The sequence below is a fragment of the Streptomyces sp. NPDC060064 genome (assembly GCF_042736455.1).
In the GTDB taxonomy this organism is placed as follows: Bacteria; Actinomycetota; Actinomycetes; order Streptomycetales; family Streptomycetaceae; genus Streptomyces.
Map to the genome: position 1 here is coordinate 11,468 of NZ_JBHWWF010000025.1, position 22,313 is coordinate 33,780.

Sequence of the window (22,313 nt, forward strand, 5' to 3'; positions counted from 1 at the left end):
CGGAAATCTCATCCGCCGGCCCGGCGTCCGGCCGATGAGTGCACACCCGCCCGGTACTTGGGGATCCGCATCGTGATTTTCATGCCCGCGCCGACGCCGGTCTCGATGACGAGTCCGTAGTCGTCGCCGTACACCTGGCGCAGCCGTTCGTCGACATTGGACAGTCCGATGCCCGACGAGGCCGGCCGCTGCCCCGCGAGGATCCCCCGCAGCACGGCCGGGTCCATGCCCACGCCGTCGTCCTCGATGGTCACCATGGCCTCGGCCCCGGCGTCCCGCGCCGCGATGGTGACCCGGCATTCGTCCCTGGAGTCCTCCAGACCGTGCTTGACGGCGTTCTCGACCAGCGGCTGCAGACACAGGAACGGCACGGTCACCGGCAGCACTTCCGGGGCCACCTGGAGCGTCACCTTGAGCCGGTCGCCGAAGCGGGCCCCGGCGAGCGCCAAGTACTGCTCGATGGAACGCAGTTCATCGGCGAGATTGGTGAAGTCACCGTGCCTGCGGAAGGAGTAGCGGGTGAAGTCGGCGAATTCCAGCAGCAGTTCGCGAGCGCGCTCGGGGTCGGTGCGGACGAACGAGGCGATCGCGGCGAGCGAGTTGAAGATGAAGTGCGGCGATATCTGGGCACGCAGGGCACGGATCTCCGCCTCGATCAGCCGGGTACGGGAGCGGTCGAGCTCGGCCAGTTCCAGCTGCACGGAGACCCAGCGGGCCACTTCCGTCGCGGCCCGCACCAGGACGGCCGACTCCCGTGATCCGTAGGCGACGAGCGCGCCGAGCACTCCTTCCTCGCCGGTCAGTGGGGCGATCACGGCCCAGCGCAGCGGGCACTCCAGGTCCTCGCACTCGGTGTGCACACTCTGGCTGCGCCCGGAGTCCAGCATGTCGGCGACACGCACCATCACCCGCTGTTCATGGTGGTCGGCGCCGCGGCCGTCCCAGGCGAGCACGGATTCGCGGTCGGTGAGGCAGAGTGCCTCGGTGCCGAGCAGTGAGCGCAGCCTGCGGGCGGCCTTGCGCGCGGTGTCCTCGGTGAGGCCGGCGCGCAGCGGGGGCGCGGCGAGCGAGGCGGTGTGCAGAGTCTGGAAGGTGGCCCGTTCGACGGGTGTGCCGAGGTCGAGGTCGGGTTTGCCGCCCCGTCGGGCGGTCAGGCGGCCGATCGCGATGCCGGCCGCGAGCAGTACCGCCCCCGCAGCGGCGAGTGCGGCCATACCGATCCCGGTCATCGTTCGGCTCCTTCGGGCTGCGGCCTGCCTGCGAGGTCTTCCGGCAGATGCAGCCGCGCGAGGATGGCGGCGGCGCCGGCCGGTATGTGACGCGGGGTGGCCAGTGACACCAGCACCATGGTCAGGAAGCCGAGAGGCACCGACCACACGGCGGGCCAGGCCATCAAGGTGTGCGGCCAGCCCTCCGGCGCGAGGCCCGCGCGGGTGGCCATTACGGCGGTCAGCGCGGCGCCGCCGCCGATCACCAGTCCGGCGGCGGCACCGGGTGGCGTGAGCCCGCGCCACCAGATGCCGAGCACCAGCAGCGGGCAGAACGAGGACGCCGAGACGGCGAAGGCCAGCCCCACCGCGTCGGCGACCGGCACATTGGTGGCCACGACGCTCGCGCCGAGCGGCACCGCCATGGCGAGGAGGGTGGCGAGGCGGAAGCTCCGTACGCCACGTGCGGGCAGCACATCCTGCGTGATCACACCGGCGACGGACATGGTCAGTCCGGAGGCGGTGGACAGGAATGCCGCGAAGGCGCCGCCCGCGAGCAGCGCGCCGAGCAGATCCCCCGCGATGCCGCCGATGATCCGTTCGGGCAGCACCAGCACGGCGGCATCCGCGTCGCCGGTGAGGGCGAGTTCGGGTGCGTAGATCCGCCCGAGCGCTCCGTAGACCGGCGGCAGCAGATAGAACGCGCCGATCAGCCCGAGGACGACGAGGGTCGTACGACGCGCGGCGCGTCCGTTGGGGCTGGTGTAGAAGCGGACGGCGACATGCGGGAGTCCCATCGTGCCGAGGAAGGTGGCGAGGATGAGGCCGTACGTGGCATAGAGGTGGTAGCCGTCGCGGCCGCCGGACAGCGGCTGGGACCAGCCGGCCGGGTCGGCCCCGGCGGTGGCCCGCGCGGGTACTTCGGAACCCTGTGGGAAGCGCAGCGTGGTGCCCGCCTCGATGCGGTGGGTGCCTCTGCCGAGGGTGATCTGCCGCTCCTCCTCGTACGGTGTGCCGTCGATGCCGCCGGACACGGCGAGGGTGAGCGGTCCCTCGAGATCGATCCGGACGGTGTCGTCGACGCGTACGACGGTGTGTTCGCGGAAGAGCGTGGGCGCGTCGAAGCGGGCGCGTGGCGCGTCGTCGCCGAGCCAGGCAGCAACGAGAAAGAGCGCGGGCACCAGCAGCGCGGTGAGCTTGAGCCAGTACTGGAAGGCCTGGACGAAGGTGATGCTGCGCATGCCGCCCGCGGCGACGGCCCCGGTGACGACGAAGGCGACGACAAGGCCGCCGACCCAGTTCGGCGCGCCGGTGAGGATCTCCAGGGTCAGTCCCGCGCCCTGGAGTTGGGGCAGCAGATAGAGCCAGCCGATGCCGACGACGAAGAGGCTGGCGAGCCGGCGTACGGCGGCGGACTCGAGCCGGGCCTCTGCGAAGTCGGAGAGGGTGTACGCCCCCGAGCGGCGCAGCGGTGCGGCGACCAGCACCAGCAGAACGAGATAGCCGGCGGTGTACCCGACCGGGTACCAGAGCATGTCGGGGCCCTGGAGGAGCACCAGCCCCGCGATGCCGAGGAAGGAGGCGGCGGAGAGGTACTCGCCGCTGATGGCAGCGGCGTTGAGGCCGGGCTTCACCGTGCGGGACGCGACGTAGAAGTCGGAGGTGGTGCGGGATATTCGCAGGCCGAGCGCGCCGATGAGCACGGTGGCGAGCACCACGGCGGTGACGGCGGTCACCGCGTAGGTCTGGTTCACGTCGAGTCCTCCGGGAGCACCCGTCAGCGCCCTTCGACGAGCCTGGTGAAGTCCTGTTCGTTGCGTTCGGCCCGGCGTACGTACCAGCGCGCGGTCAGCCACATCACGGGGTAGACCGCCACGCCGAGCGCCGCCCAGACGAAGGGCTCCGGCGAGGAGAGGGTGCCGCCGAACGCGGCAGGGAGCGCGAAGAGCAGGGGCAGGGAGCCGACGAGCAGCGCGAGCGTCCCCAGCGCGCAGAGCGCGGCCCGCAACTGGCTGCGCATCAAGGAGCGTACGTACGTGGCGCCGAGAGTGGTCTGCTCGGTGATCTCGGACCGGGCGGGGGCGTGTCCGGGCCGTCGTCTGGCGCTGCGTGGCACGCCGGTGACGACCTCGCGGCGGGGTTGTTGCTCTGCAGACATCGTCGTCCGCTCCAGCGTCTCTCGGCGAACCTCGGGGGCTGTGGAGTCTACGCAGGAGCGATTACCGACGGTAGACGCCAGTTTTTCAGTGGCCCGTCCGCTGGGCGGCGCAGTCGCTGAGGGCGATCTCGAGCTCGACGTACGATTCCTCGGCCCTGCGGAAGGCGACTTCGAGGGCGGCTTCGGCGCGGGGGCCGACGAGTCCCTGGGCCGATTCCTGGATCTCGTAGAGCACATCCGCCCAGCGGCCGGCCGCGCTCTTCAGCGTCGCAAGGAGTGCCTCGAGGTCACGAGCGCTGGACACCCGGGTCGCCGGCAGGCCCCTGAGCTCTTCGAGCAGTGCTTCGATATCGGACATCAGGCCCCTTCTCCGCTTGCCAGATCAAGGTTAGGCGGCGGACAGGGGCGGCTGCCGCCGAATCCGGCGGCGGCTCTGTCAGCGGATGACGCCCGTCGCCGTACGGCCGTGCCGGGACGACGAGCGGCTCTCCAGGACCGTCGAACGGTCGGTCGCGCACGGTCGGGTCCGGGGCGCGGCGGTCGGGTCGGTCGCGGTTCAGCCCCTGGCGTGCCGCATCAGCAGATCGCGCAGCTGACGCGCATGGCGGCGGCTGACGGCGAGTTCGGCGGCGCCCACGCGGACAGTGGTCGCCCCGGCGTCGAGGCGTAGTTCGTCGATGCGGGCGAGGGCGACGAGGTGGCTGCGGTGTATCCGTACGAAGCCGCGGGAGGCCCAGCGCTCCTCCAGAGTGGAGAGCGGGATGCGCACCAGGTGACTGCCGTCCTTGGTGTGCAGGCGTGCGTAGTCACCCTGGGCCTCGACGTAGGCGATGTCGGCGATCGGTACGAAGCGAGTGACGCCGCCCAGCTCGACCGGGATCTGTTCCGCGCCGGCGGCTGTGCCCGGCAGGTCGTTCTGTGCCACGGCGGGTGCGGTGTTCGGTATGTGGGCGGGTACGGCGGGGCGGCCCACCGGGCCGGGCGGCCGCGCCTCGCGTGCCGGGACGACCAGGTCACGGACGCGCCGTACCGCTTCGGCCAGCCGCTCCCTGCGCACCGGCTTGAGCACATAGTCGACGGCCTTGAGGTCGAAGGCCTGTACGGCGAAGCCCTCGTGCGCGGTGACGAAGACGATCAGCGGCGGCCTGGCGAAGCCGGCCAGCAGTCTGGCGACGTCGAGTCCGGTGAGCCCGGCCATATGGATGTCGAGAAAGACGACATCGATGCCGTCATCACCGTCCGGGCCCGCGTCCAGGGCGCGGCTGATGCGTCGCAGCGCCTCGGCGGCGTCGGTGGCCCCTTCCGCGCTCCTGATGCGTGCGTCGGAGCGGAGGAGGTAGAGCAGTTCTTCGAGTGCCGGTTTCTCGTCGTCGACAGCCAGTACGCGCAGCATGCTGCGGAGTGTATGCGGGGCTCGATTCCGGGACTACGGGCTGTCGTCGCCGTGGCCGTCGACCAGGTCCTGTTCCGAGAACATCGCCCGCAGCGCGGGTGCGCCGGCGATGTCGATGAGCCCTGGCCTGAAGGGAGTTGGGCGATCGAGCTCCGTCCCACTCCGGCACGGCTCCGCCGAACCCACAGGGGCAGTTGCGCTCATCGTGCACAAAGTTGAGCAGAGCGGCGGCCTGATGCGTACTCCTGGGCGACAGACCGCGTCAGACGCAGCACCGCAAGTGACGAATCGAGGACCCATGAGCATGCAGCAGCGGCACCGGGACGTGGCCGCCTATGCGCTGGGCGTCCTGGAGCCCGCGGACGCCTTCCGTTTCGAGGAGCATCTGTCCGAATGCGTCACCTGCACGGTACAGCTCTCCGACTTCGCCTCCCTTGCCGCGTCGCTTTCCGAACTGGGCGGTCCCGGCCGGGTCGAGCCGCTGCCCTCCGGGCAGCTGCTCGAGCGGCTCACCGACGAGGTCACGATGGTGCGGCGGCGGAGCTCCGGGCGCCGGCTGCGGCTGGTCGCGGCGGCCGCCGCGCTGATCGTCGGGGCGCCCACTGCGGTGGTGGCACTCCAGGACCAGGCCGGCGGGCCCGCTGTCGGGCAGCGGGTGGTGGCCAAGGACGCCACGACCGGAGTCACCGCGTCCGCCGCGATCGAGAACCGGGCGTGGGGCACCGCCGTCGCGCTGCGGCTTGCGGGCCTGACCGGACCGGCCAAATGCCGGCTGGTCGCCATCGGCAAGGACGGCATTGAACATCCTGTCCTCAGCTGGTCGGTTCCGGCGGGCGGTTACGGAAATCCGAACTCGCCGGGGCATGAGCAGCCGCTGGACATCGAGGGAGGTACGGACGTGCCGAGCGGCGAGATCGGCCGCTGGGAGGTCCGTACCCTCGACGGCCAGCCTGTCGTCACGCTCAAGGGATAGCTCCCGGAACTCCCGGAACTGCGCGGGACTCCGGATCCCCGGCTGAACAGGGCGCTTTCCGGCCGGGCGGTGCTACTTCAGCAGCCGCGAGAGCCTGCGGTCGGCGAGCGGCTTGCCGCCGGTCTGACAGGTGGCGCAGTACTGCAGCGAGGAGTCGCTGAAGGAGACCTCGCGGATGGTGTCGCCGCAGACGGGGCACGGCTGTCCGGTACGCCCATGGACCCGCAGGCCGCTCTTCTTCTCGGCCTTGAGCCGACCCGCCGCTACTCCGCGCGAGCGCTCGACGGCTTCGCGCAGGGTGGAGCGCAGCGCCTCGTACAGCACGGTGGTCGCGTTCTCGTCGAGGTTCTGCACGGGCTTGAACGGCGACATCCTGGCGACGTGCAGGATCTCGTCGCTGTATGCGTTGCCGATGCCGGCGATGAGGCTCTGGTCGCGCAGAGCGCCCTTGATCTGCCGTCGTTCCCCGGCGAGCAGCGCGGCGAAGGCGTCGCGGTCGAAGGCGTCGGCGAGCGGGTCGGGGCCGAGGCGGGCGATGCCGGGCACCTCGGCCGGGTCGTGTACGAGATGGACGGCGAGGCGTTTGGTGGTGCCGGCTTCGGTGAGGTCGAAGCCGCCGCCGCCGGCCAGGACGGTGCGCAGGGCGAGCGGGCCCTTGCCCGGGCGTGGCGGCGCTGCCGGGAACTCGTCCTTCCACTGGAGCCAGCCCGCCCGGGCGAGATGGGTGACGAGGTGGAGTCCGCCCGCGCTGATGTCGAGCCATTTCCCGTGCCGGTCCACGGCGGTGACGGTGGCGCCTTCGACGGCGGTGAGCGGCGGGTCGTACGTCTTGAGGACGCTGATCGCCAGCGGCAGGACGCGGGCGATCTCCTGTCCCACCAGGTGGCTGTCGAGGAACTCTCTCAGCGCTTCGACTTCGGGCAGTTCAGGCATGCATCCAGGGTGCCGCAGGGGCACGGCGGCCGCAGGTTCACAGCTGCCGCAGACCGTAGACGCGGCTCGCCGTTGCCTCGAACACCGCGCGGCGTTCTCCGTCACCCAGCCGGTGCGTGAGCGCGCGGGCCGCGGCGACCACCTCTCCGTAGCCGGCGGCCAGCCGGCACACCGGCCAGTCGGATCCGAACATCAGCCGGCCGGGGCCGAAGGCGTCGAGGACCGTGTCGGCGTACGGACGCAGATCCGGCGTGGTCCAGCTGGACCACGCCGCTTCGGTCACCAGGCCGGAGAGTTTGCAGACGGTGTTCGGCCGGGCCGCGAGTGCGCGCACATCGCTCGCCCAGGGCTCCAGTTCCTTCGAGGCGATGGGCGGCTTGCCCAGATGGTCGAGTACGAAGGTGAGCGCGGGCAGCCGGGCCGCCGCCTCGGACGCCGCGGGCAGCTGCTTCGGCAGCACCACAAGGTCGTAGACAAGTCCGGCACAGGCGACGGCGGCGAGACCGCGCAGTACGTCGGGGCGGAGCAGCCACTCGGGGTCGCTCTCGCCCTGGACCTGGTGGCGGATGCCGACCAGCCGGTCACCGCCCGGGAGTTCACGCAGGGCCGCCAGGGTGTCGGCGACATCGGGCGCGGTGAGGTCGGTCCAGCCGACGACGCCCGCGACGAGGTCGCTGCCGTCGGCGAGGGCGAGAAACTCCGGGGTCTCATCGGCGACGGTGACCGTCTGGACGAGGACGGTGGCGCGTACGCCTGCGGCGCGCGCCTCGGGTGCGAGGTCGTCGAGGGTGAAGTTGCGGCGGATGGGGGCCAGGTCGGGACCGGTGATCCAGTCCTGGTCCCGTACGGAGAGGTCCCAGACATGGTGGTGGGCGTCGATGATCGCCATGGCTCACAGCTCCCAGACGACGGGCAGTCCGGCCGCGGCGCCGTCCGCGGAGTAGTCGTGTACGACATCGAGGAGTTCGGCCATCCGCGCCTGCCAGGCGATATTGACGGGGAGTTCTTCCAGTTCGGCCAGCAGCCGGGCGTAGTCGGCGCAGTCGAGGAGGTGGAAGAGGTCGGTGCCGCTGCGCCAGATCGTCCAGGAGGTGACTCCGGCGGCACGGATCGCGGCGGTCAGCTCCTCGGGGGCCTCGCGGTGCGCCGCCTCGTACTCGGCGACGCGGTCGGCGCGGACCCTGGTGTGCAGGGCGACTCTCATCGGGCATCCCCGTCCTTCGGCAGCAGTCCTTCGGCGCGCAGTTCGTCCCAGAGCTCGGTCGGGACGGAGTGGCCGAGCAGCTCGGCGGCGTCCCTTACTTCGTCGGCGGACCGGGCGCCGACCAACACGCCGGCGACGGCCGGATGGCCGAAGGGGTAGTGGAGCGCGGCGGCGCGCAGCGGTACGCCGTGCCGTTCGGCGACGGCCTTGAGCCGCAGGGCCCGCTGCAGGATGCCGTCGGGCGCGGCCGTGTAGTCGTACCGGGCGCCGGGGCGCGGATCGGCGAGCAGCCCGGAGTTGAAGACCCCACCGACGACGACGCTCTTGCCGCGGGCGGCTGCTTCGGGCAGCAGTTCTTCCAGCGCGCTCTGGTCGAGCAGGCTGTAGCGGCCGGCGCACAGGACGGCGTCGACGTCGGTGTCGCGGAGGAAGCGGGTGAGCATCGCGGTCTGGTTCATCCCGGCGCCGATCGCGCCGACGACGCCTTCGGCGCGCAGCTGTTCCAGTGCCGGATAGCCGTGGAGGAGGGCAGCTTCCTCGTGGTCGTCCGGGTCGTGCAGATAGACGATGTCGATCCGGTCGAGGCCGAGCCTGATGAGGCTCTCCTCGATGCTGCGGCGCACGCCGTCGGCGCTGAAGTCCCATACGCGGCGGTGATCGGCGGTCACGGCGAAGCCGTGCGCGAGGTCGTCGCCGCGGGCCTCGCAGGGGTCGAGCAGCCGCCCGACCTTGGTGGAGAGGGTGTACGCGTCGCGGGGCCGGGTGCGCAGTGCCGCGCCGAGCCTGCGTTCGGAGAGGCCGAGCCCGTAGTGCGGCGCGGTGTCGAAGGTGCGGATTCCCGTGTCCCATGCGGCGTCGATCGCGGCCGCGGCCGCCTCCGGTTCGACAGGGGTGTACAGATTGCCGACTCCGGCCGCGCCGAAGGACAGTTCAGTGATGTCGACCGCGCTGCGTCCGAGCGTGCTCCATCGCATCCCGCTGCTGCCCCCTCGCTGGCATTCACCGATCACGACGAATATTCATCGGATCACTTAAGGGCGTCAACACCCTTGAAGCAGCCAGATCTGGGGCTCGGCGTCCGACCTGTCCGATCTATCGGATCCATCAGGGCCGGTGAGACTCGACCCAGTGAGGCTCGGGCTCGGTGAGGATCGGGACTGGTGAGACCCGGGGCCCGGCGAGACTTCCGCGTCTATCCGGCGACGGTGACGCTGAGCAGTTCTGCGAGCTCCTCACTCAGACTCTCCGCGAGCCGGTCCAGATCGGGCACGGCCTTTCCGTCGGCGACCAGGCCCACATGCACCTGACCGCCGTAGGTCGACATGGCGATCGCCAGGGACTGTCCGCGGGCCAGCGGCGCCATCGGGTAGACCTCGCGCAGCGGGCAGCCGCCGAGCGAGAGGGCCGAGCGCGGCAGCGGCACGTTGGTGACCAGGACGTCGAAGAGCATCCGGGCCGCGCCTCCGGCCAGTGGCGCACCGAACCGGTGGGCCAGCGGCGGCAGTTGATCGGCGACTACGGCCAGCGCACCGGCGCCGCGCGAAGGGCCCGCCGCCTTGTTGCGGTCCATGGCGGTGCGAACGGCGTCGAGCCGCGAGCGCGGGTCGGGGTCGGAGACGGGGAGCGGAAGCAGATACGCGGAGAACTTGTTGCCCGAGCCGGACGGGCTACCGGGCCTGCGCCGGGAGACCGGCACCAGGGCGCGCGGATCGGCGGCGGGCAGCCGCTCGTCCCGGCCTCCCATCCAGCGCCGCAGTGCGCCCGCCACGGTGGCGAGAAGTACGTCGTTGGCCGTGCCGCCCACCGCCCTGCGTACTTGCTGCACATCCTCCAGGTCGAGCACGGCGGTGCCGAGCCGTCGTGTGCCGCTGGAGCCTGCGGAGAGCGCGGGCACACCCCGGGGGTCGAGCCTGCTGGCCCGTACGACGGAGGCTCCGACGCCGACGGCGCGGCCCAGCTCCTCGATACGGGCCCGGGCGAAACCGGCCACCTGCCAGGGACCCGCGGTCCACGGCCGGGGCGGTACGGTGCGCGTCCGCCGTACGCCGACGGTGCGCGCGTCGGCGATCTGGTCGAAGATGCCTGCCCCGATGGCGACCGCGCGCATACCGTCGGCCAGCGCGTGGTGGAGCTTGACCAGTACCGCGAACGGTCCTTCGTCGCCGTCGTCGGCGCCCGTGAGGAGATACATCTCCCAGGGCGGCAGGCCGCGCTCGAGGGGCCGCTCCATCAGCTCGGCGGCGATGGCGGTGGCCTCGGCGGCGAAGTCGCCGTCGGGGAGGCGGAGGTGGTGCACATGCCGTCGTACGTCGAAGTCCGTGGCCATGGCCCAGGCGGCGCCGCCGACGGGGAGCAGAACGTCACGCACCCGCATCCGCAGCCGGGGGATCGCCGCGGCACGACCGGCGAGCAGGTCGAGGAGGCGGTCGCCGCCCCGTGCGCCCGGCCCGGCGGCCGCCGTGGCCACGGCAGGGGGAGCGGGAGCGAAGAATGCCAGGGCGCCGAGATGCATCGGATGACCGGCGGACTCAAGGTGCCAGAACGCCAGGTCGAGAGGTGCGAGGAGCTCGCTGCTCAATGGTTCCTCATGTCCTAGAAGGCCAGGTGTGCGAAGTCAATCGCCTGCGGTCGGTTACGGTCAAGTACGATCAGTTCACGGACAGTTAACAACTGGTAATAATCAAGATTTCGGCCTCTCCGGAATCATGAACTCGCACCACACGCATTTGCCGCTTCCTCGCGACTCCACGCCCCACGCCTCAGCCAGCCGGTCCACCAGCATCAGACCGCGCCCGGACACACCCGACTCACCCGCGTCGCGCCGGCGCGGCAGCGCACTGGAGCGGTCCTCGACCTCCACCCGCAGCCGACGCTCCACCCCGGACAGCACGCGGATGGTGACGATCGCCCCGCCGTCGGTGTGCATCAGCGCATTGGTGATCATTTCGTCGGCGGCCAGCTCGATCTCGTCCGACCGCTCGCGCGCCCCCCAGGCCCCGGTAGCCGCCCGGATCATGTGCCGGGCCGAGCGCAGCGCCTCGGGGTCGTTCTGCGCGACATGCTGCTGCAGCCGGCCCCCGGTCTGCGGGGTGTACGCGCCCTTGCGGCGGAGCAGCAGGATCGCCACATCGTCGTCGCCGCTCCGCTCGTCGACCACATCGCACAGCTGGTCGCCCAGCAGCTGCAGATCGCGCGGGCCGCCGCGCACCAGCGCCGTCAGCATCTGCATTCCGTCGTCGAGGTCGGCGCCGGGCACCTCGACCAGCCCGTCCGTGTAGAAGAGCAGGGTCTGTCCAGGGTCCAACTCGACGGTGGTGACCGGGTATTCGAGCCGGCCGAACTCCGCGGAGAGCCCCAGCGGCAGCCCGCCCTCCACCGGCAGCCGACGGGTGCCGCCGTCGTTGTCCCGGACCAACGGGTCCACATGCCCCGCGCGCACCAGCTGCATCACACCGGTCGACAGATCGACCTCCGCGTACATACAGGTCGCGAACCGCTCGGTGTCGAGTTCATGGAGGAAGACCGAGGCGCGCGCCATCACGGTGGCCGGAGTGTGCCCCTCGGCGGCGTACGCCCGCAGCACAATGCGCAGCTGCCCCATCACCGCGGCGGCGTGTGTGTCATGGCCCTGCACGTCGCCGATGACCGCGCCGACCCGCCCGCCGGGCAGCGCGATGACGTCGTACCAGTCGCCGCCGATGTCCCTGCCCAGCCGCGCTGAGCGGTAGCGCACGGCGATCTGCGCCCCGGGCACGGCGGGGATCCGGCGCGGCAGCATGGCCTGCTGCAGCCCCTGGGCGAGATCGTGCTCCTGGTCGTAGAGCACGGCGCGCTGCAGGCTCTGCGCGATGCTGCTGCCGAGCGCGACCAGCACATTGCGCTCCTCGGAGCTGAAGCCGGTCCTGTCGCCGTAGAGGAGGCCGAGGGCTCCGATGGGGCGGCCCTGCGCGATCAGCGGCAGATAGACAGCGGAGTTGATGCCGAGCCCTTCGATATGCGGCCACAGCCGCGGATAGGAGTCGGCGAAGTCCCGTTTGGACTCGATGAAGCGGGGCGCGAGCGTACGTACGACCTCACTCATCGGGTACTCGTCGTCGACCCGTGTGTAGCGGGTGCCTGGCACGAAGGAGCCCTCGGGACCGTCGGCGACCAGATGGATCCGCCCACCCGACTCCAGCAGCCCCATGACCAGGCTGGTCGCGCCGAAGTGCTCCAGACCGTGCGAGTCCCTGAGTACGTCGATGACTTCCTGCACGGTCCTGGCGTGAGCGAGGGCGGCCGTGGTGCTCTCGACGACGCTGGTCTGCCGACGGCGCTCCGCATCCACTTCGAGGCGGGCGGAGGAGTCGGCGAGCTCCTCGGTGGCGTCGCGGACGATGCCGATGATCCGCAGCGGCCGGCCCGCATTGTCGCGCTGGATGAAGCCCTGGGCGTGGGTCCAGCGCAGGCTGCCGTCGCGGCAGCGGATGCGGAAGTACGCGCCGTAGTGCTGACTGCCGCTCTTGAGCGCCCGCGACACCATGGCGTCGAGCCGGCTGGCCTCGTCCGTCGGCACCCGGAGCTTCAGGTTCCCCGGGTGGCCGTCGAACTCGCCGGGACGCAGGTCGAACACTTCGTGCCCGGCCGGGTCCAGGTTCATCAGCCCGCTGGCCAGGTCCCAGTCGAAGCTGCCCATGCGGTTGAGGTTCAAGCTCAGTTCCGGTTGGGCCGGCCAGTCGTCGGGGAGCGACAGGGCACCCGCTGCCCGATCAACCATGGGGCCACTCTGCCATCATTTGTCGGATTCTTCGACCGGTTCGGACGTCGGCTCAGCCCTGGAAGGTGTCCGGCTCCGTCGACTCCGCGGAGGAGGTGAGGAACTCCGGCGGGGCCGGCGGGAGCTCATCCGTCACGGACACATCCGGGGCAACGGCGGGGTCGACGGCGGGGTCAATAGCCGGATCGATGGCCGGGTCGAGGAACGGGTCGAGGAACGGGTCGGTGGACGGGTCCACCGGCGGCTGCCCGGGCCCCGTCAGGGTCGGCGTGGGGCAGCCGGGCTCGAGCGGACTGGATACCGACTCCTCCCCCGGCTCGAGGGTGGCAGGTGCCGGGCAGTCCGGGGCCGAAGGGGCGCCGCTGCCCTGCGTGTCATCGCCCAGCCCGGCCGGGTCGCCCGGCTGGGCCTGGTCGCTCGGTGCCGCCGGCGCGCTCGGCCCGGCCGGGTCGCCCGGCTGGGCCTGGTCGCTCGGTGCCGCCGGCGCGCTCGGCCCGGTCGGATTGACCGGCTGAGCTTGGCCACTCGGTGCCGCGGGATCACTGGGCCCGGTCAGTGCCGTGGACTGCGGGTTCGCGAAGACATCGTCCGGATGCACGGGCGGGAGCACAGCGGGCTTCCTGTCCTCTTCGCCGTCGGTCCCCACCCTCCGCTCGATCCAGCTGTTGTTGCGGACGCTGACGATCACGAGGTTGTTGATCACCGTGGCGGTCGGCTTGATGACGATGACCTGCTCGGGCCGGTAGCCCGCCCAGGCCCGGCCCTTGTGCACGAGGGCGCCCTTGACGGCGACCGGTGGCTTCAGCGGGTTTCCGCCGACACACCGGACGCGCGGCGCGCCGTACTGGTCCACCAGAACGGCCGTGCCCGCCTGCAGCACGGACTGATAGGCGGTGGTGGAGCCGTCACGGAACCCATGGCCGGTCACCCGGGTGTCGGCACGCAGGATGACGGAGGTCAGGCCGCGCAGGAAGTTCGGGACGTCCGCCTGAGCGACCCCCATGCCCTGCGCGAATGCACGCGACTTGGCCCGGTCGCGGCCAAGGAGGGTGATCTGCTGCCCCACGTCGCAACTGCCGATGGCCTCGGTGCCGCCGTAGAGACCGGGCGTCGAACCCAGGAACGTGCTCATCGCCGGGCCCGTGCCGGCCTGGTTGCCCGGCACGCTCGACCGGGGCGGCGGAGGCGGCAGAGGCGGCGTCATATTTCTGGCTGTCGATGCCGTGTACGGGTCCGGACCCTGGGCTGCGACCGGCTGGAGGAGGACCTCCCGCGAGTCGGCACCCGAGCCCGCGCCCGAAGAAGCCGCGTCGCCGGCGCCGCCGCAACCGGCGACGAGAAGCGCGACGGACAGCGCGGCCACGGCCGCGTACCAACGACGAATTGGTGAACGCACTAAAGTCTCCCGCCTCTTCACCCTGAGATGTCCCTCAAGTTCTGCCGGATTCCCGCCACCCCCGCGACTTGAACGCGTTCAAGTAAGGGAATAGTCTCGGCCGAAAGAAACTGAACACGTTCAAGTTCAGGGGGGGTATGTGATGTCCGTACTGGTCAACCTGATCGTGATGCTCGGGATGCTGGTGGTGGTGCCCGCCGGAGTCCGCCTTATCGACGGCGCCGAGCTCACGTCCATTCGGCGGACATGGCTCCTGTTCGCTGTTCCGGGAGGGGTCGCTCTGTGGCTGCCGCGCTCGACCGCAGCCACGGCACTCGCGGCCGTGTACGCGCTCGGCACACTGGCCCTCGCTCTGCACGCACCGCGACGGCTGATCCGTACGCGCTCGCTCGCACCGGCCGAGATCGCGGTGCTCACCGCGCTGGTGACACCAGCGGTTGCCGGCCTGGCACTGGTCGCCGAGCGCTCGGGGCACTCGCTCTTCGGCTTCAGCCTGCCGATCCTGGCGCTGACCGTCCCTCACTTCCACTTCGCCGGGTTCGCCGCCGCGCTGGTCGCGGGCCTGGTCTGCCGGGCTGCAGCGGGGCCGGCCGGACGCTTCGCCGCACTGAGTGTGCCGCTGGGCACCCTGCTGGTTCTCGGCGGCTACTTCCTCGACGACTGGGCCGAGCTGCTGGGGGCACTCGTGCTGACCGCCGGTATGTGGGCCGTGGCTCTGCTGACCTGGCGGGATGTCCGGACCGGCGGTCGGGACCGTTTCACCCGCACACTGCTGGCCGTCTCGGCCGCCGTACTGGTGGCGACGATGCTGCTCGCCCTGAGCTGGGCGCTCGGCGAGGCCACCGGACTGCCCCACCCCACTCTGACCTGGATGGCCGCCACCCACGGCCTCGGCAACGCCCTGGGCTTCGCACTCTGCTCGGTGCTGGCCTGGCGACGACTCAAGGAGACACCCGCATGAAAAGCGTCCGCAGGCAGACCGGCCGCACGCTCAACTACCCGGAGACCGGCGCCACCCGGCTCGGCCCGCTGCCCGACGGCTACCACCACCTCCACCACACCACCCGGATCGGCCGGGGCCGCGCCGCCTTCGAGGCCGCCGGCACAGCGGTCACCACCTGGCGGATGCACCGAGGGTCGGCCGCCCAGGTGCGCACCAACGCGGTACAGGCGAAGCCGGGCGCCCGCCTCGAGGTCTCGGCCGGTGTCGGACAGCTGCGGTTCACCGCGCCGTGCGAGGTGATCTGGACCGCGTACGAGAGGAACCGGACGGGCTTCGCGTACGGGACGCTGACCGGGCACCCGGAGTGCGGCGAGGAGTCGTTCATCGTCGACATCCGGGACGACGGCTCGGTGTGGTTCACGGTGACGGCGTTCAGCCGTCCGGCGACCTGGTACACCCGGCTCGCGGGTCCGCTGGTGCCTGTACTGCAGAAGGCTTACGCCAGGCGGCTCAGTCACACACTGCGGCGGATCGCCGCTCCCTGATACTGAAGGTAATGGAGTGGTTCAGCGACAGTGACTACTGGCTGAGCCGGCTGGTCTTCCAGCGGGCTCTGGCCGGCATGTATCTGATCGCCTTTCTCACCGCCGCCCTTCAGTTCCGGGCGCTGATCGGCGAGCGGGGCATGCTGCCGGTGCCCGAGTACGTACGAGGGATACCGCTGCGCCGCGCGCCGAGCCTCTTCCAACTGCACTACTCCGACCGTTTCTTCGCCATCTGCGCCTGGGCCGGCTGTCTGCTCTCCGCGGCCCTGGTCGCGGGCGCCGCCGACCGGATCCCGCTGGGGGCCGCGATGGTGTGGTGGGCGCTGCTGTGGGTGCTGTATCTGTCCATCGTCAATGTCGGACAGACCTGGTACAGCTTCGGCTGGGAGTCACTGCTGCTCGAGACGGGCTTCCTCGCCGTCTTCCTCGGCAACGACCGCACAGCCCCGCCCGTGCTGGTGCTGTGGCTGCTTCGCTGGGTGCTGTTCCGGGTGGAATTCGGCGCGGGGCTGATCAAAATCCGCGGCGACGAGTGCTGGCGCAACCTCACCTGCCTCTACTACCACCACGAGACCCAGCCGATGCCGGGACCGTTGAGCTGGTTCTTCCACCACCTGCCGAAACCCTTCCACCGGGTCGAGGTGGCCGCCAACCATGTGACCCAGCTCGTGGTCCCCATCCTGCTGTTCACGCCGCAGCCCGTCGCGAGCGTCGCGGCGGGCCTGATTGTGCTGACCCAGCTGTGGCTGGTGCTCTCCGGCAATTTCGCCTGGCTGAACTGGATAACGATCACTCTCGCGCTGTCCGCCGTGGACGGTTCGTTGCTCGCGGATCCGCCCGCGCTGCCCGCGCCGCCGCTCTGGTACGAGATCGTGGTGATCGCCGTAACCGCCCTGCTCCTTGGCCTCAGTTACCGCCCGGCGCGCAATCTGCTCTCCAAGCGGCAGTCGATGAACCGCTCCTACGACCCGCTCCATCTGGTCAACGCCTACGGCGCGTTCGGCACGGTCGGCCGGGTGCGCCATGAGGTGGTGATGGAAGGCACCGAGGAGACGGTGCTCCACCAGGGCACGGTGTGGCGGGAGTACGGCTTCAAGGGCAAGCCGGGTGACGTACGCCGGATGCCGCGCCAGTTCGCCCCGTACCATCTGCGGCTCGACTGGCTGATGTGGTTCGCAGCGCTCTCCCCCGCCTATGCGCGCTCCTGGTTCGGGCCCTTCGTGGAACGGCTGCTGGACGGCGACCGGGACACGCTGCGGCTGCTGGGACACAATCCGTTCCCGGACGCCCCGCCCGCGTACGTCCGCGCCAGGGTGTACCGCTACCGGTACACGACCTGGCGCGAACTGCGGGCCACCGGCGCCTGGTGGCACCGGAGCTATGTACGCGAGTACCTCAGACCGACCAGGCTATTTTGAACACCCAGGCGTGCTTGCCGGCCCGGCGGGCCGCGGCGGGCACGTCGATCACCAACTTTCCGCCGGTCGTACGCCAGCTCAGCGGCCGGCCGTGGCCGAGCATCGTCACCTTGTCGCCGGGCCGGACAGGCACCGGCGCGTCGACGGTGAGCGTGCCGCCCGGCGCGGCGAGCGAGTGGATGTAGAAGGCCTTGTTCGGGCGGACGGTGAAGCGCAGATCCTCGCCGAGCTGCGGCATCCGCGCCCAGTACGTACTGCCGTAGATCGCCTCGCCGTTGACGTTCAGCCACTCTCCTGTCTCCCGGAGCCTGCGCTCCATGATCTCGGGAATGGTCCCGTCGGCGCGCGGGCCGATGTCGAGGAGGAAGTTGCCGTTCTTGGAGACGATGTCGACGAGGGAGTGCACCACTTCCTCCGCCGTCATATAGCGGTCGTCGGGCGTGGCCGCGTTGTAGCCGTAGCTGAAGGGGTCGAGACCGCGGCTGGACTCCCACTTGTCGGTGACGATCGAGTCGTATGTCGTGTACTCGGGGGTCGTGAAGTCGTGCGGGCCGATGCCCGAACGGTTGTTGACACTCACCTCGACCGGCCTGGCCCGGTTCTTGGCGTGGTTGAAGTAGTCGGCCAGGACCCGGTGGCTGTCATTGGCGCCGCCGATGTCGCACCACAGCAGCTCGGGGTCGTAGCCGTGGATCAGCTCCAGCATCTGCGGGGCCTGCAGATCCTTTATGTAGTCGCCGGGGCGGTGGCCGGTGTACGGCACGGGCTCCAGCGTGTACGGATTGCGCGGTGCGTGGCCCTTCCAGGGGCTGTCCGGGTTGAACCACTCGGGCATCGAGAAGTACAGCCCGCGGTGGAGCTCGGGGGTGTAGCGGCGCGAGGCGTCGAAGAGCTCCTTGATGAGGTCCCGTTTCGGGCCCATCTTCACCGAGTTGCGGTCGCTGACCTTGGTGTCCCAGAGCGCGAATCCCTCATGGTGCTTGGAGGTCAGTACGTGGTACTGCGCGCCGGCGTCACGGAACAGCTCGACCCAGGAGCGCGGATTGAAGCGTTCGGCCGTGAAGCGCGGGATGAAGTCGTCGTAGGCGAAGGACTCTCCGTACATCTGGCGGTGATGGGCGTACGTCGGGTTGTTCGGGTCCTGCAGATGGCTCCAGTACCACTCGGCGTACTGCTTGCCGACCGGCGCCCACGCGGGCACGGAGTAGACGCCCCAGTGGATGAAGATCCCGAACTTCACGTCCTGGAACCAGTACGGCGCCCGATGGGTGTTCAGCGAGGCGTCGGTGGGCTGGTAGTCGGGCACTCCGAGGGTGAGCGCGCGGCGCGCGGCGGCCGCCTGCCGGCCGCGGCCGCGTGCCACGACCGTACCGTCCTGGCTGGTGCCCGGCGGGGTGCCGGGGCTGCGGCGGATGCCGATGCGGACCCTGGCCTGCTCGCCGGGTGCGAGGCGGGCGACCGGGGCGGGAGCGACGGTGCGGGCTCCGGGCACGTCCACGGAGAGGGTGAGGTGGTCCGATGCGAGGATGCCGATGGTGCCCGCGTTGATCACGGTGGCCTCGACGCTCTGGGCGCCCGAGTCGAGCAGGGAGGTCGTGGAGTGCGCCTCCCGCAGCGTCAACGCCCGTCCCCGGGCGGCCGGTTGAAGGGTGAGAGCGAAGATGTGGAGTGCGCTCTTGTTCGGCTCGGCGGGGTTGGTGACGGGCAGGGTGAGCGCCACCGCGTCCTTCGTGGAGTCCATGGCGAGTTCGGCGGTGGCGATGACGACCTGGTGCGGATCCTTCTGTCCCGCCGGGTTGTAGCGGTACGGGGCTGTGAGCGCGCCGCTGCCCGAGTACCAGTCGGGGCCACCGAGCGCCGCGGTCTGCGTGGTGCCGTCCGCGTAGTGCACGGTCGCCTTGCCGGAGGCAGCTCCGTAACTTCCGGCGACGAGGAACAGACCGGAGAGATACCGGCCCTTGGGGAGTTCGATGCGCTGCCCGAGAGCGACGATGTTGTTCTTGGCGCCCTCAGTGGCGGCGGGGAGGAGATAGGCGATGCCGTCGATCTCCAGCTGTCCGGCGGGGAGTTCCTCGCCGGGGAAGGTGTAGCCGGAGCCGTCGAAGTTGCCACCGCGGGCGTCCGCGGTGTCGATGCCGTCGTTGTCGAACCAGCGGTCGAGCGGTACAGGCACGGCGGCGGGGACGGTGCCCCAGTCACCGCCCGAGTCACCGTGCTGCTCGGGTGCCGCCGCTCGCGGGCTCGCATCGGCCGTGGCCGGGTGTACAAGGGCGGCGCCGACTGCCGCCCCCGCCGTCATTCCGAGTACATGGCGTCTGGGAAGTTCGGTCATGAGGTCCGATGATTGAAGCGCGACGCAGACCTGTCAATGCTCTTCACCGGGCAGAGGGCAACTTTCTCACCGCATCCATCGGATGAATCACCGTGACCTGCGGGAAGGGCTGACGCGGCAGTCGTGGGCCTCAGCGGATCTCCAGCGCCACTCACTCCGCCTCAACCTGACGTTCGTACGCGCCGATGTTCGTACGCGCTGACCGTTCGTACCCCCTGCCGATGCGGCCAGGGGGTACGCGGCAAAGCGATCCGCTCAGTCGATGCCGGGCAGGATATGCGGCTCCGCGAGGTCTTCCTCGTAGCCGGCCAGCCGGATCGGTGCTGATCGGGCCCAGACTTCAAGGCTGCCGAGCTCTTCGGGCCGACCGGCCCGCTCGCCGCCTCGTTCGGGCGGTCGCTTTTCGTGCTTCGTCACTTCTGTTGTCACCGCGCACTCCTCTGTGTCGCGTAACTGGGACAAGGGCAGTTCGGTCGCGGTGGCGCCGTCACTCGGGCGGGACCGCGGCCTGGTTGCAGACTTGTCCCAGGACGGCCAAGGGGTTTTCGTGGATCCCTTGGTGGCGTCCGTTCACCCCAGAGTAACCAAATGAGCGCGAGCCCGCTCGATGGGGCCTGTACATCGACTCAATTCCGGCCAACGGTCTGTCCCTGTCCGGGGCTTCATGGGATCGTACGCAGATGACTTCCGGGCGCGCACCACGCAGCCTCGAGGGCAGGACAGCCCTGGTAACCGGGGCTTCCCGGGGAATCGGCTTCGCCATCGCCGAGGCGTTGGCCAAGGCGGGAGCCGACGTCGTGGTCACCGCACGCGATCCGGACGGTGTGCGCACGGCCGTGGCGGAGCTGCGCGGCGCGGGTGCGAGGGCGGTCGGCTGCACCGGCAGTGTCGCCGATCCGGCCCATCTTGATCACTGCACGGAGCTCGCGGTACGGGAGTTCGGACGCCTCGACATTCTGGTCAACAACGCTGCCACCAACGCGCCTTACGGTCCGCTGATGAAGGCCGATCCGGACGAGTGGCGGCAGACGTTCACGGTGAATGTGGAGGCGGCGCTGCGACTGGTGCAGCTCGCCTGGCGGGCCTGGATGCGCGAGCACGGCGGGGCCGTGGTCAACATCTGCTCCGAGGGCACGCATGGGGTGGGCCCGCAGGTCGGCGCGTACGGCACGAGCAAGGCGGCGCTGCTGCACCTCACACGTCAGCTCGCCGGTGAACTGGCCCCGGCCGTACGGGTGAACGCCGTCTCACCGGGGCTTGTACGCACCGAGATGGCGCGCTTCGTCTGGGAGGGCGCCGAGCGGCGAATCGCCGAAGGCCTGCCGCTCGGCCGGATCGGCGAGCCCGGCGATGTGGCGCGGGCGGTGCTCTGGCTCGTCTCCGACGCGGCCGAATGGGTGACGGGGGCCGATCTGCTGGTCGACGGCGGTACGAGAGTGCGCGCGGCGGCGGGCGCCGGCTCGTACGCCGTCCACGAGCAGCTGCGTGCTACCAGTTCGCCGGAGCGTAGTCCTTGAGGAAGCAGCCGTAGAGCTCCTCGCCGTCCTCGCCGCGCACGATGGGGTCGTAGACGCGAGCGGCGCCGTCGACCAGGTCGAGCGGGGCGTGGAAGCCCTCGTCGGCGAGGCGCATCTTGTCGGGGTGCGGGCGCTCGTCGGTGATCCAGCCGGTGTCGACGGCGGTCATCAGGATGCCGTCGGACTCGAACATCTCCTGGGCGCTGGTGCGGGTGAGCATGTTCAGCGCGGCCTTGGCCATGTTGGTGTGCGGGTGGCCCGCGCCCTTGTAGCCCCGGCTGAAGACGCCCTCCATGGCGGAGACGTTCACCACGTAGGTGCGCTTGGCCTTAGCGGCTGCCATCGCCGGGCGGAGCCGGCTGATCAGGATGAACGGCGCGGTGGAGTTGCAGAGTTGGACCTCGAGCAGCTCGACCGGCTCGACCTCCGAGACCGTCTGGACCCAGCTGTTGGTGTCGTGCAGATCGGGAACCAGACCGCCGGCGTCGATGGCCGTGCCCGCCTCGATCCTGGCGAGCGAGGCGGAGCCGGTGACCAGTGCCAGTTCGGTGACGTCCTGGGCGGTCAGGGCCTCGCCGCGGCCGACGGGCAGCGCGGCCTGGGCGCCGCTGCCGAAGGCGCCGATGACGTGGGAGCTTGGCAGCTCGCCCGCGGGCAGCGGCGCGGACTCGGCGGCGAGGAGTTCGCTGTACGCCTGCGGGGAGCGGCGTACCGTCTGCGCGGCGTTGTTGATCAGGATGTCCAGCGGGCCCTCGGCGGCCACCGAGTCGGCGAGCGCGACGACCTGCGCCGGGTCACGGAGATCGATGCCGACGATCTTGAGGCGGTGGATCCACTCGTCGCTGTCCGGCATCGCCTTGAAGCGGCGGATGGCGTCGCTGGGGAAGCGTGTGGTGATGGTGGTGTGGGCGCCGTCACGGAGCAGCCGCAGCGCGATGTACATGCCGATCTTGGCCCGGCCGCCGGTGAGGAGGGCGCGCTTGCCGCTGAGGTCGGTGCGGGCGTCGCGGCGGGCGCGGTTCTCGGCCGCGCACTTCTGGCACAGCTGGTGGTAGAAGGCGTCGACCTCGACGTAGCGGGTCTTGCAGATGTAGCAGGACCGGGGGCGCTGGAGTATGCCCGCGATCTCGCCGGTGACCGACGAGGACGGCAGCAGGCCCTCCGTCTCGTCGTCGATCCGTTCGGCGGAGCCGGTCGCGGTGGCCTCGGTGACGGCCTTGTCGTGGGCGGTCTTGGCGGCGCGGCGGTCCTGGCGGCGGCGCTGCTTCACGGTCCGGTAGATGCCGGCCGTGGCCCGGCGTACCGTGATCGCGTCCGGGTGGTCGACATCCAGCTTGTCGAGCTCGTCGAGCACGCTCAGGCAGACGGCCAACCGCTCCGGGTCGATGCCCGGACCGAACACCGGGCTGTCCTCTGTCACCGTCATTGCTTTTGCCGTTCCTCGATCACTCGTTCGCCGTAGCGCCCACTCAGCAGTTTCAAAAGCGCCACTTTACTGAGTGATGAGGTGTGGGCAAAATGCCGGGATCCGCACCGG

The 22,313-nt window shown here is 70.4% G+C and carries 21 protein-coding genes; 5 read left to right on the forward strand and 16 right to left on the reverse strand.

Annotation, left to right across the window (positions count from 1 at the left end; genetic code table 11):
• Positions 1-8: 8 nt before the first annotated feature.
• From ACFWDI_RS26980 to ACFWDI_RS27005, 6 genes are all read right to left on the reverse strand, one after another.
• Positions 9-1,229, reverse strand: coding sequence for a histidine kinase (locus ACFWDI_RS26980; protein WP_327327413.1), 1,221 nt, complete (start codon positions 1,227-1,229; stop codon positions 9-11).
• Positions 1,226-2,962: a cation acetate symporter gene (locus tag ACFWDI_RS26985; protein ID WP_385307576.1), complete on the reverse strand. Its 1,737-nt coding sequence runs from the start codon at positions 2,960-2,962 to the stop codon at positions 1,226-1,228. The genes ACFWDI_RS26980 and ACFWDI_RS26985 overlap by 4 nt, the downstream gene beginning before the upstream one ends.
• Before the next feature lie 23 nt (positions 2,963-2,985).
• A complete protein-coding gene (locus tag ACFWDI_RS26990) occupies positions 2,986-3,366 on the reverse strand; it encodes a hypothetical protein (protein WP_385307578.1) in 381 nt (126 codons plus the stop codon).
• Positions 3,367-3,451: 85 nt separating this feature from the next.
• Positions 3,452-3,724, reverse strand: coding sequence for a hypothetical protein (locus ACFWDI_RS26995; protein ID WP_385307580.1), 273 nt, complete (start codon positions 3,722-3,724; stop codon positions 3,452-3,454).
• A gap of 198 nt (positions 3,725-3,922) precedes the next feature.
• Positions 3,923-4,759, reverse strand: a complete 837-nt coding sequence (locus ACFWDI_RS27000) for a LytR/AlgR family response regulator transcription factor (protein ID WP_385307582.1) — start codon at positions 4,757-4,759, stop codon at positions 3,923-3,925.
• A gap of 33 nt (positions 4,760-4,792) precedes the next feature.
• Positions 4,793-4,963, reverse strand: coding sequence for a hypothetical protein (locus tag ACFWDI_RS27005; RefSeq protein WP_385307584.1), 171 nt, complete (start codon positions 4,961-4,963; stop codon positions 4,793-4,795).
• Positions 4,964-5,057: 94 nt separating this feature from the next.
• Here ACFWDI_RS27005 and ACFWDI_RS27010 point away from each other — a divergent pair, with 94 nt between their 5' ends.
• Positions 5,058-5,732, forward strand: a complete 675-nt coding sequence (locus ACFWDI_RS27010; RefSeq protein ID WP_385307586.1) for an anti-sigma factor family protein — start codon at positions 5,058-5,060, stop codon at positions 5,730-5,732.
• A 72-nt stretch (positions 5,733-5,804) separates the two neighbouring features.
• On the opposite strand, the gene ACFWDI_RS27015 is transcribed toward ACFWDI_RS27010, so the two are convergent.
• The 7 genes from ACFWDI_RS27015 to ACFWDI_RS27045 form a co-directional block, all read right to left on the reverse strand.
• Complete coding sequence (locus ACFWDI_RS27015; RefSeq protein WP_385307588.1) at positions 5,805-6,665, reverse strand: Fpg/Nei family DNA glycosylase; 861 nt, start codon at positions 6,663-6,665, stop codon at positions 5,805-5,807.
• Between the two features lie 37 nt (positions 6,666-6,702).
• Positions 6,703-7,554, reverse strand: coding sequence for an amidohydrolase family protein (locus tag ACFWDI_RS27020; RefSeq protein ID WP_385307590.1), 852 nt, complete (start codon positions 7,552-7,554; stop codon positions 6,703-6,705).
• A gap of 3 nt (positions 7,555-7,557) precedes the next feature.
• A complete protein-coding gene (locus ACFWDI_RS27025) occupies positions 7,558-7,869 on the reverse strand; it encodes an L-rhamnose mutarotase (RefSeq protein ID WP_385307592.1) in 312 nt (103 codons plus the stop codon).
• A complete protein-coding gene (locus ACFWDI_RS27030; protein WP_385307594.1) occupies positions 7,866-8,843 on the reverse strand; it encodes an aldo/keto reductase in 978 nt (325 codons plus the stop codon). Before ACFWDI_RS27030 ends, ACFWDI_RS27025 begins: the two co-directional genes overlap by 4 nt.
• A 218-nt stretch (positions 8,844-9,061) precedes the next feature.
• Positions 9,062-10,447 (reverse strand): wax ester/triacylglycerol synthase family O-acyltransferase, encoded by a 1,386-nt coding sequence (locus ACFWDI_RS27035; protein WP_385307596.1) that lies wholly within the window; start codon positions 10,445-10,447, stop codon positions 9,062-9,064.
• A gap of 102 nt (positions 10,448-10,549) precedes the next feature.
• Entirely contained in the window at positions 10,550-12,625 is a 2,076-nt protein-coding gene (locus ACFWDI_RS27040; protein ID WP_385307598.1) for a SpoIIE family protein phosphatase, read from the reverse strand.
• Positions 12,626-12,677: 52 nt separating this feature from the next.
• Positions 12,678-14,021, reverse strand: a complete 1,344-nt coding sequence (locus ACFWDI_RS27045; RefSeq protein ID WP_385307600.1) for a DUF6777 domain-containing protein — start codon at positions 14,019-14,021, stop codon at positions 12,678-12,680.
• A 142-nt stretch (positions 14,022-14,163) separates the two neighbouring features.
• Between ACFWDI_RS27045 and ACFWDI_RS27050 the strand changes: the two genes are divergently transcribed.
• Genes ACFWDI_RS27050 through ACFWDI_RS27060 form a run of 3 tightly spaced genes read left to right on the forward strand, consistent with a single transcriptional unit; the run spans position 14,164 to position 16,927 of the window.
• Entirely contained in the window at positions 14,164-14,982 is an 819-nt protein-coding gene (locus tag ACFWDI_RS27050) for a YndJ family protein (protein WP_327327399.1), read from the forward strand.
• Positions 14,979-15,509: a DUF1990 family protein gene (locus ACFWDI_RS27055; protein ID WP_385307603.1), complete on the forward strand. Its 531-nt coding sequence runs from the start codon at positions 14,979-14,981 to the stop codon at positions 15,507-15,509. Before ACFWDI_RS27050 ends, ACFWDI_RS27055 begins: the two co-directional genes overlap by 4 nt.
• Before the next feature lie 11 nt (positions 15,510-15,520).
• The gene (locus ACFWDI_RS27060) at positions 15,521-16,927 is read left to right on the forward strand and encodes a lipase maturation factor family protein (RefSeq protein WP_385307605.1); all 1,407 of its coding nucleotides are present in this window, start codon (positions 15,521-15,523) and stop codon (positions 16,925-16,927) included.
• Here ACFWDI_RS27060 and ACFWDI_RS27065 read toward each other — a convergent pair.
• Both ACFWDI_RS27065 and ACFWDI_RS27070 read right to left on the reverse strand, forming a co-directional pair.
• The gene (locus ACFWDI_RS27065; RefSeq protein WP_385307607.1) at positions 16,905-19,259 is read right to left on the reverse strand and encodes an alpha-L-fucosidase; all 2,355 of its coding nucleotides are present in this window, start codon (positions 19,257-19,259) and stop codon (positions 16,905-16,907) included. The two genes, ACFWDI_RS27060 and ACFWDI_RS27065, sit on opposite strands and share 23 nt — an antisense overlap.
• 255 nt (positions 19,260-19,514) lie before the next feature.
• Complete coding sequence (locus ACFWDI_RS27070) at positions 19,515-19,688, reverse strand: hypothetical protein (protein ID WP_385307609.1); 174 nt, start codon at positions 19,686-19,688, stop codon at positions 19,515-19,517.
• Positions 19,689-19,939: 251 nt separating this feature from the next.
• Between ACFWDI_RS27070 and ACFWDI_RS27075 the strand changes: the two genes are divergently transcribed.
• On the forward strand, positions 19,940-20,776 hold the full coding sequence (locus tag ACFWDI_RS27075; protein WP_385307611.1) for an SDR family oxidoreductase: 837 nt from the start codon (positions 19,940-19,942) through the stop codon (positions 20,774-20,776).
• On the opposite strand, the gene ACFWDI_RS27080 is transcribed toward ACFWDI_RS27075, so the two are convergent.
• A complete protein-coding gene (locus ACFWDI_RS27080) occupies positions 20,748-22,202 on the reverse strand; it encodes an SDR family NAD(P)-dependent oxidoreductase (protein WP_385307613.1) in 1,455 nt (484 codons plus the stop codon). The two genes, ACFWDI_RS27075 and ACFWDI_RS27080, sit on opposite strands and share 29 nt — an antisense overlap.
• Positions 22,203-22,313: the final 111 nt, after the last annotated feature.

Bases quoted from the DNA above. Each gene is read 5' to 3' on its own strand.
- ACFWDI_RS26980 (WP_327327413.1), bottom strand. From the start codon at position 1,229: ATGACCGGGATCGGTATGGCCGCACTCGCCGCTGCGGGGGCGGTACTG.
- ACFWDI_RS26990 (WP_385307578.1), bottom strand. From the start codon at position 3,366: ATGTCTGCAGAGCAACAACCCCGCCGCGAGGTCGTCACCGGCGTGCCA.
- ACFWDI_RS26995 (WP_385307580.1), bottom strand. From the start codon at position 3,724: ATGTCCGATATCGAAGCACTGCTCGAAGAGCTCAGGGGCCTGCCGGCG.
- ACFWDI_RS27000 (WP_385307582.1), bottom strand. From the start codon at position 4,759: ATGCTGCGCGTACTGGCTGTCGACGACGAGAAACCGGCACTCGAAGAA.
- ACFWDI_RS27005 (WP_385307584.1), bottom strand. From the start codon at position 4,963: ATGAGCGCAACTGCCCCTGTGGGTTCGGCGGAGCCGTGCCGGAGTGGG.
- ACFWDI_RS27010 (WP_385307586.1), top strand. From the start codon at position 5,058: ATGAGCATGCAGCAGCGGCACCGGGACGTGGCCGCCTATGCGCTGGGC.
- ACFWDI_RS27015 (WP_385307588.1), bottom strand. From the start codon at position 6,665: ATGCCTGAACTGCCCGAAGTCGAAGCGCTGAGAGAGTTCCTCGACAGC.
- ACFWDI_RS27020 (WP_385307590.1), bottom strand. From the start codon at position 7,554: ATGGCGATCATCGACGCCCACCACCATGTCTGGGACCTCTCCGTACGG.
- ACFWDI_RS27025 (WP_385307592.1), bottom strand. From the start codon at position 7,869: ATGAGAGTCGCCCTGCACACCAGGGTCCGCGCCGACCGCGTCGCCGAG.
- ACFWDI_RS27030 (WP_385307594.1), bottom strand. From the start codon at position 8,843: ATGCGATGGAGCACGCTCGGACGCAGCGCGGTCGACATCACTGAACTG.
- ACFWDI_RS27040 (WP_385307598.1), bottom strand. From the start codon at position 12,625: ATGGTTGATCGGGCAGCGGGTGCCCTGTCGCTCCCCGACGACTGGCCG.
- ACFWDI_RS27050 (WP_327327399.1), top strand. From the start codon at position 14,164: ATGTCCGTACTGGTCAACCTGATCGTGATGCTCGGGATGCTGGTGGTG.
- ACFWDI_RS27055 (WP_385307603.1), top strand. From the start codon at position 14,979: ATGAAAAGCGTCCGCAGGCAGACCGGCCGCACGCTCAACTACCCGGAG.
- ACFWDI_RS27060 (WP_385307605.1), top strand. From the start codon at position 15,521: ATGGAGTGGTTCAGCGACAGTGACTACTGGCTGAGCCGGCTGGTCTTC.
- ACFWDI_RS27065 (WP_385307607.1), bottom strand. From the start codon at position 19,259: ATGACCGAACTTCCCAGACGCCATGTACTCGGAATGACGGCGGGGGCG.
- ACFWDI_RS27075 (WP_385307611.1), top strand. From the start codon at position 19,940: ATGACTTCCGGGCGCGCACCACGCAGCCTCGAGGGCAGGACAGCCCTG.
- ACFWDI_RS27080 (WP_385307613.1), bottom strand. From the start codon at position 22,202: ATGACGGTGACAGAGGACAGCCCGGTGTTCGGTCCGGGCATCGACCCG.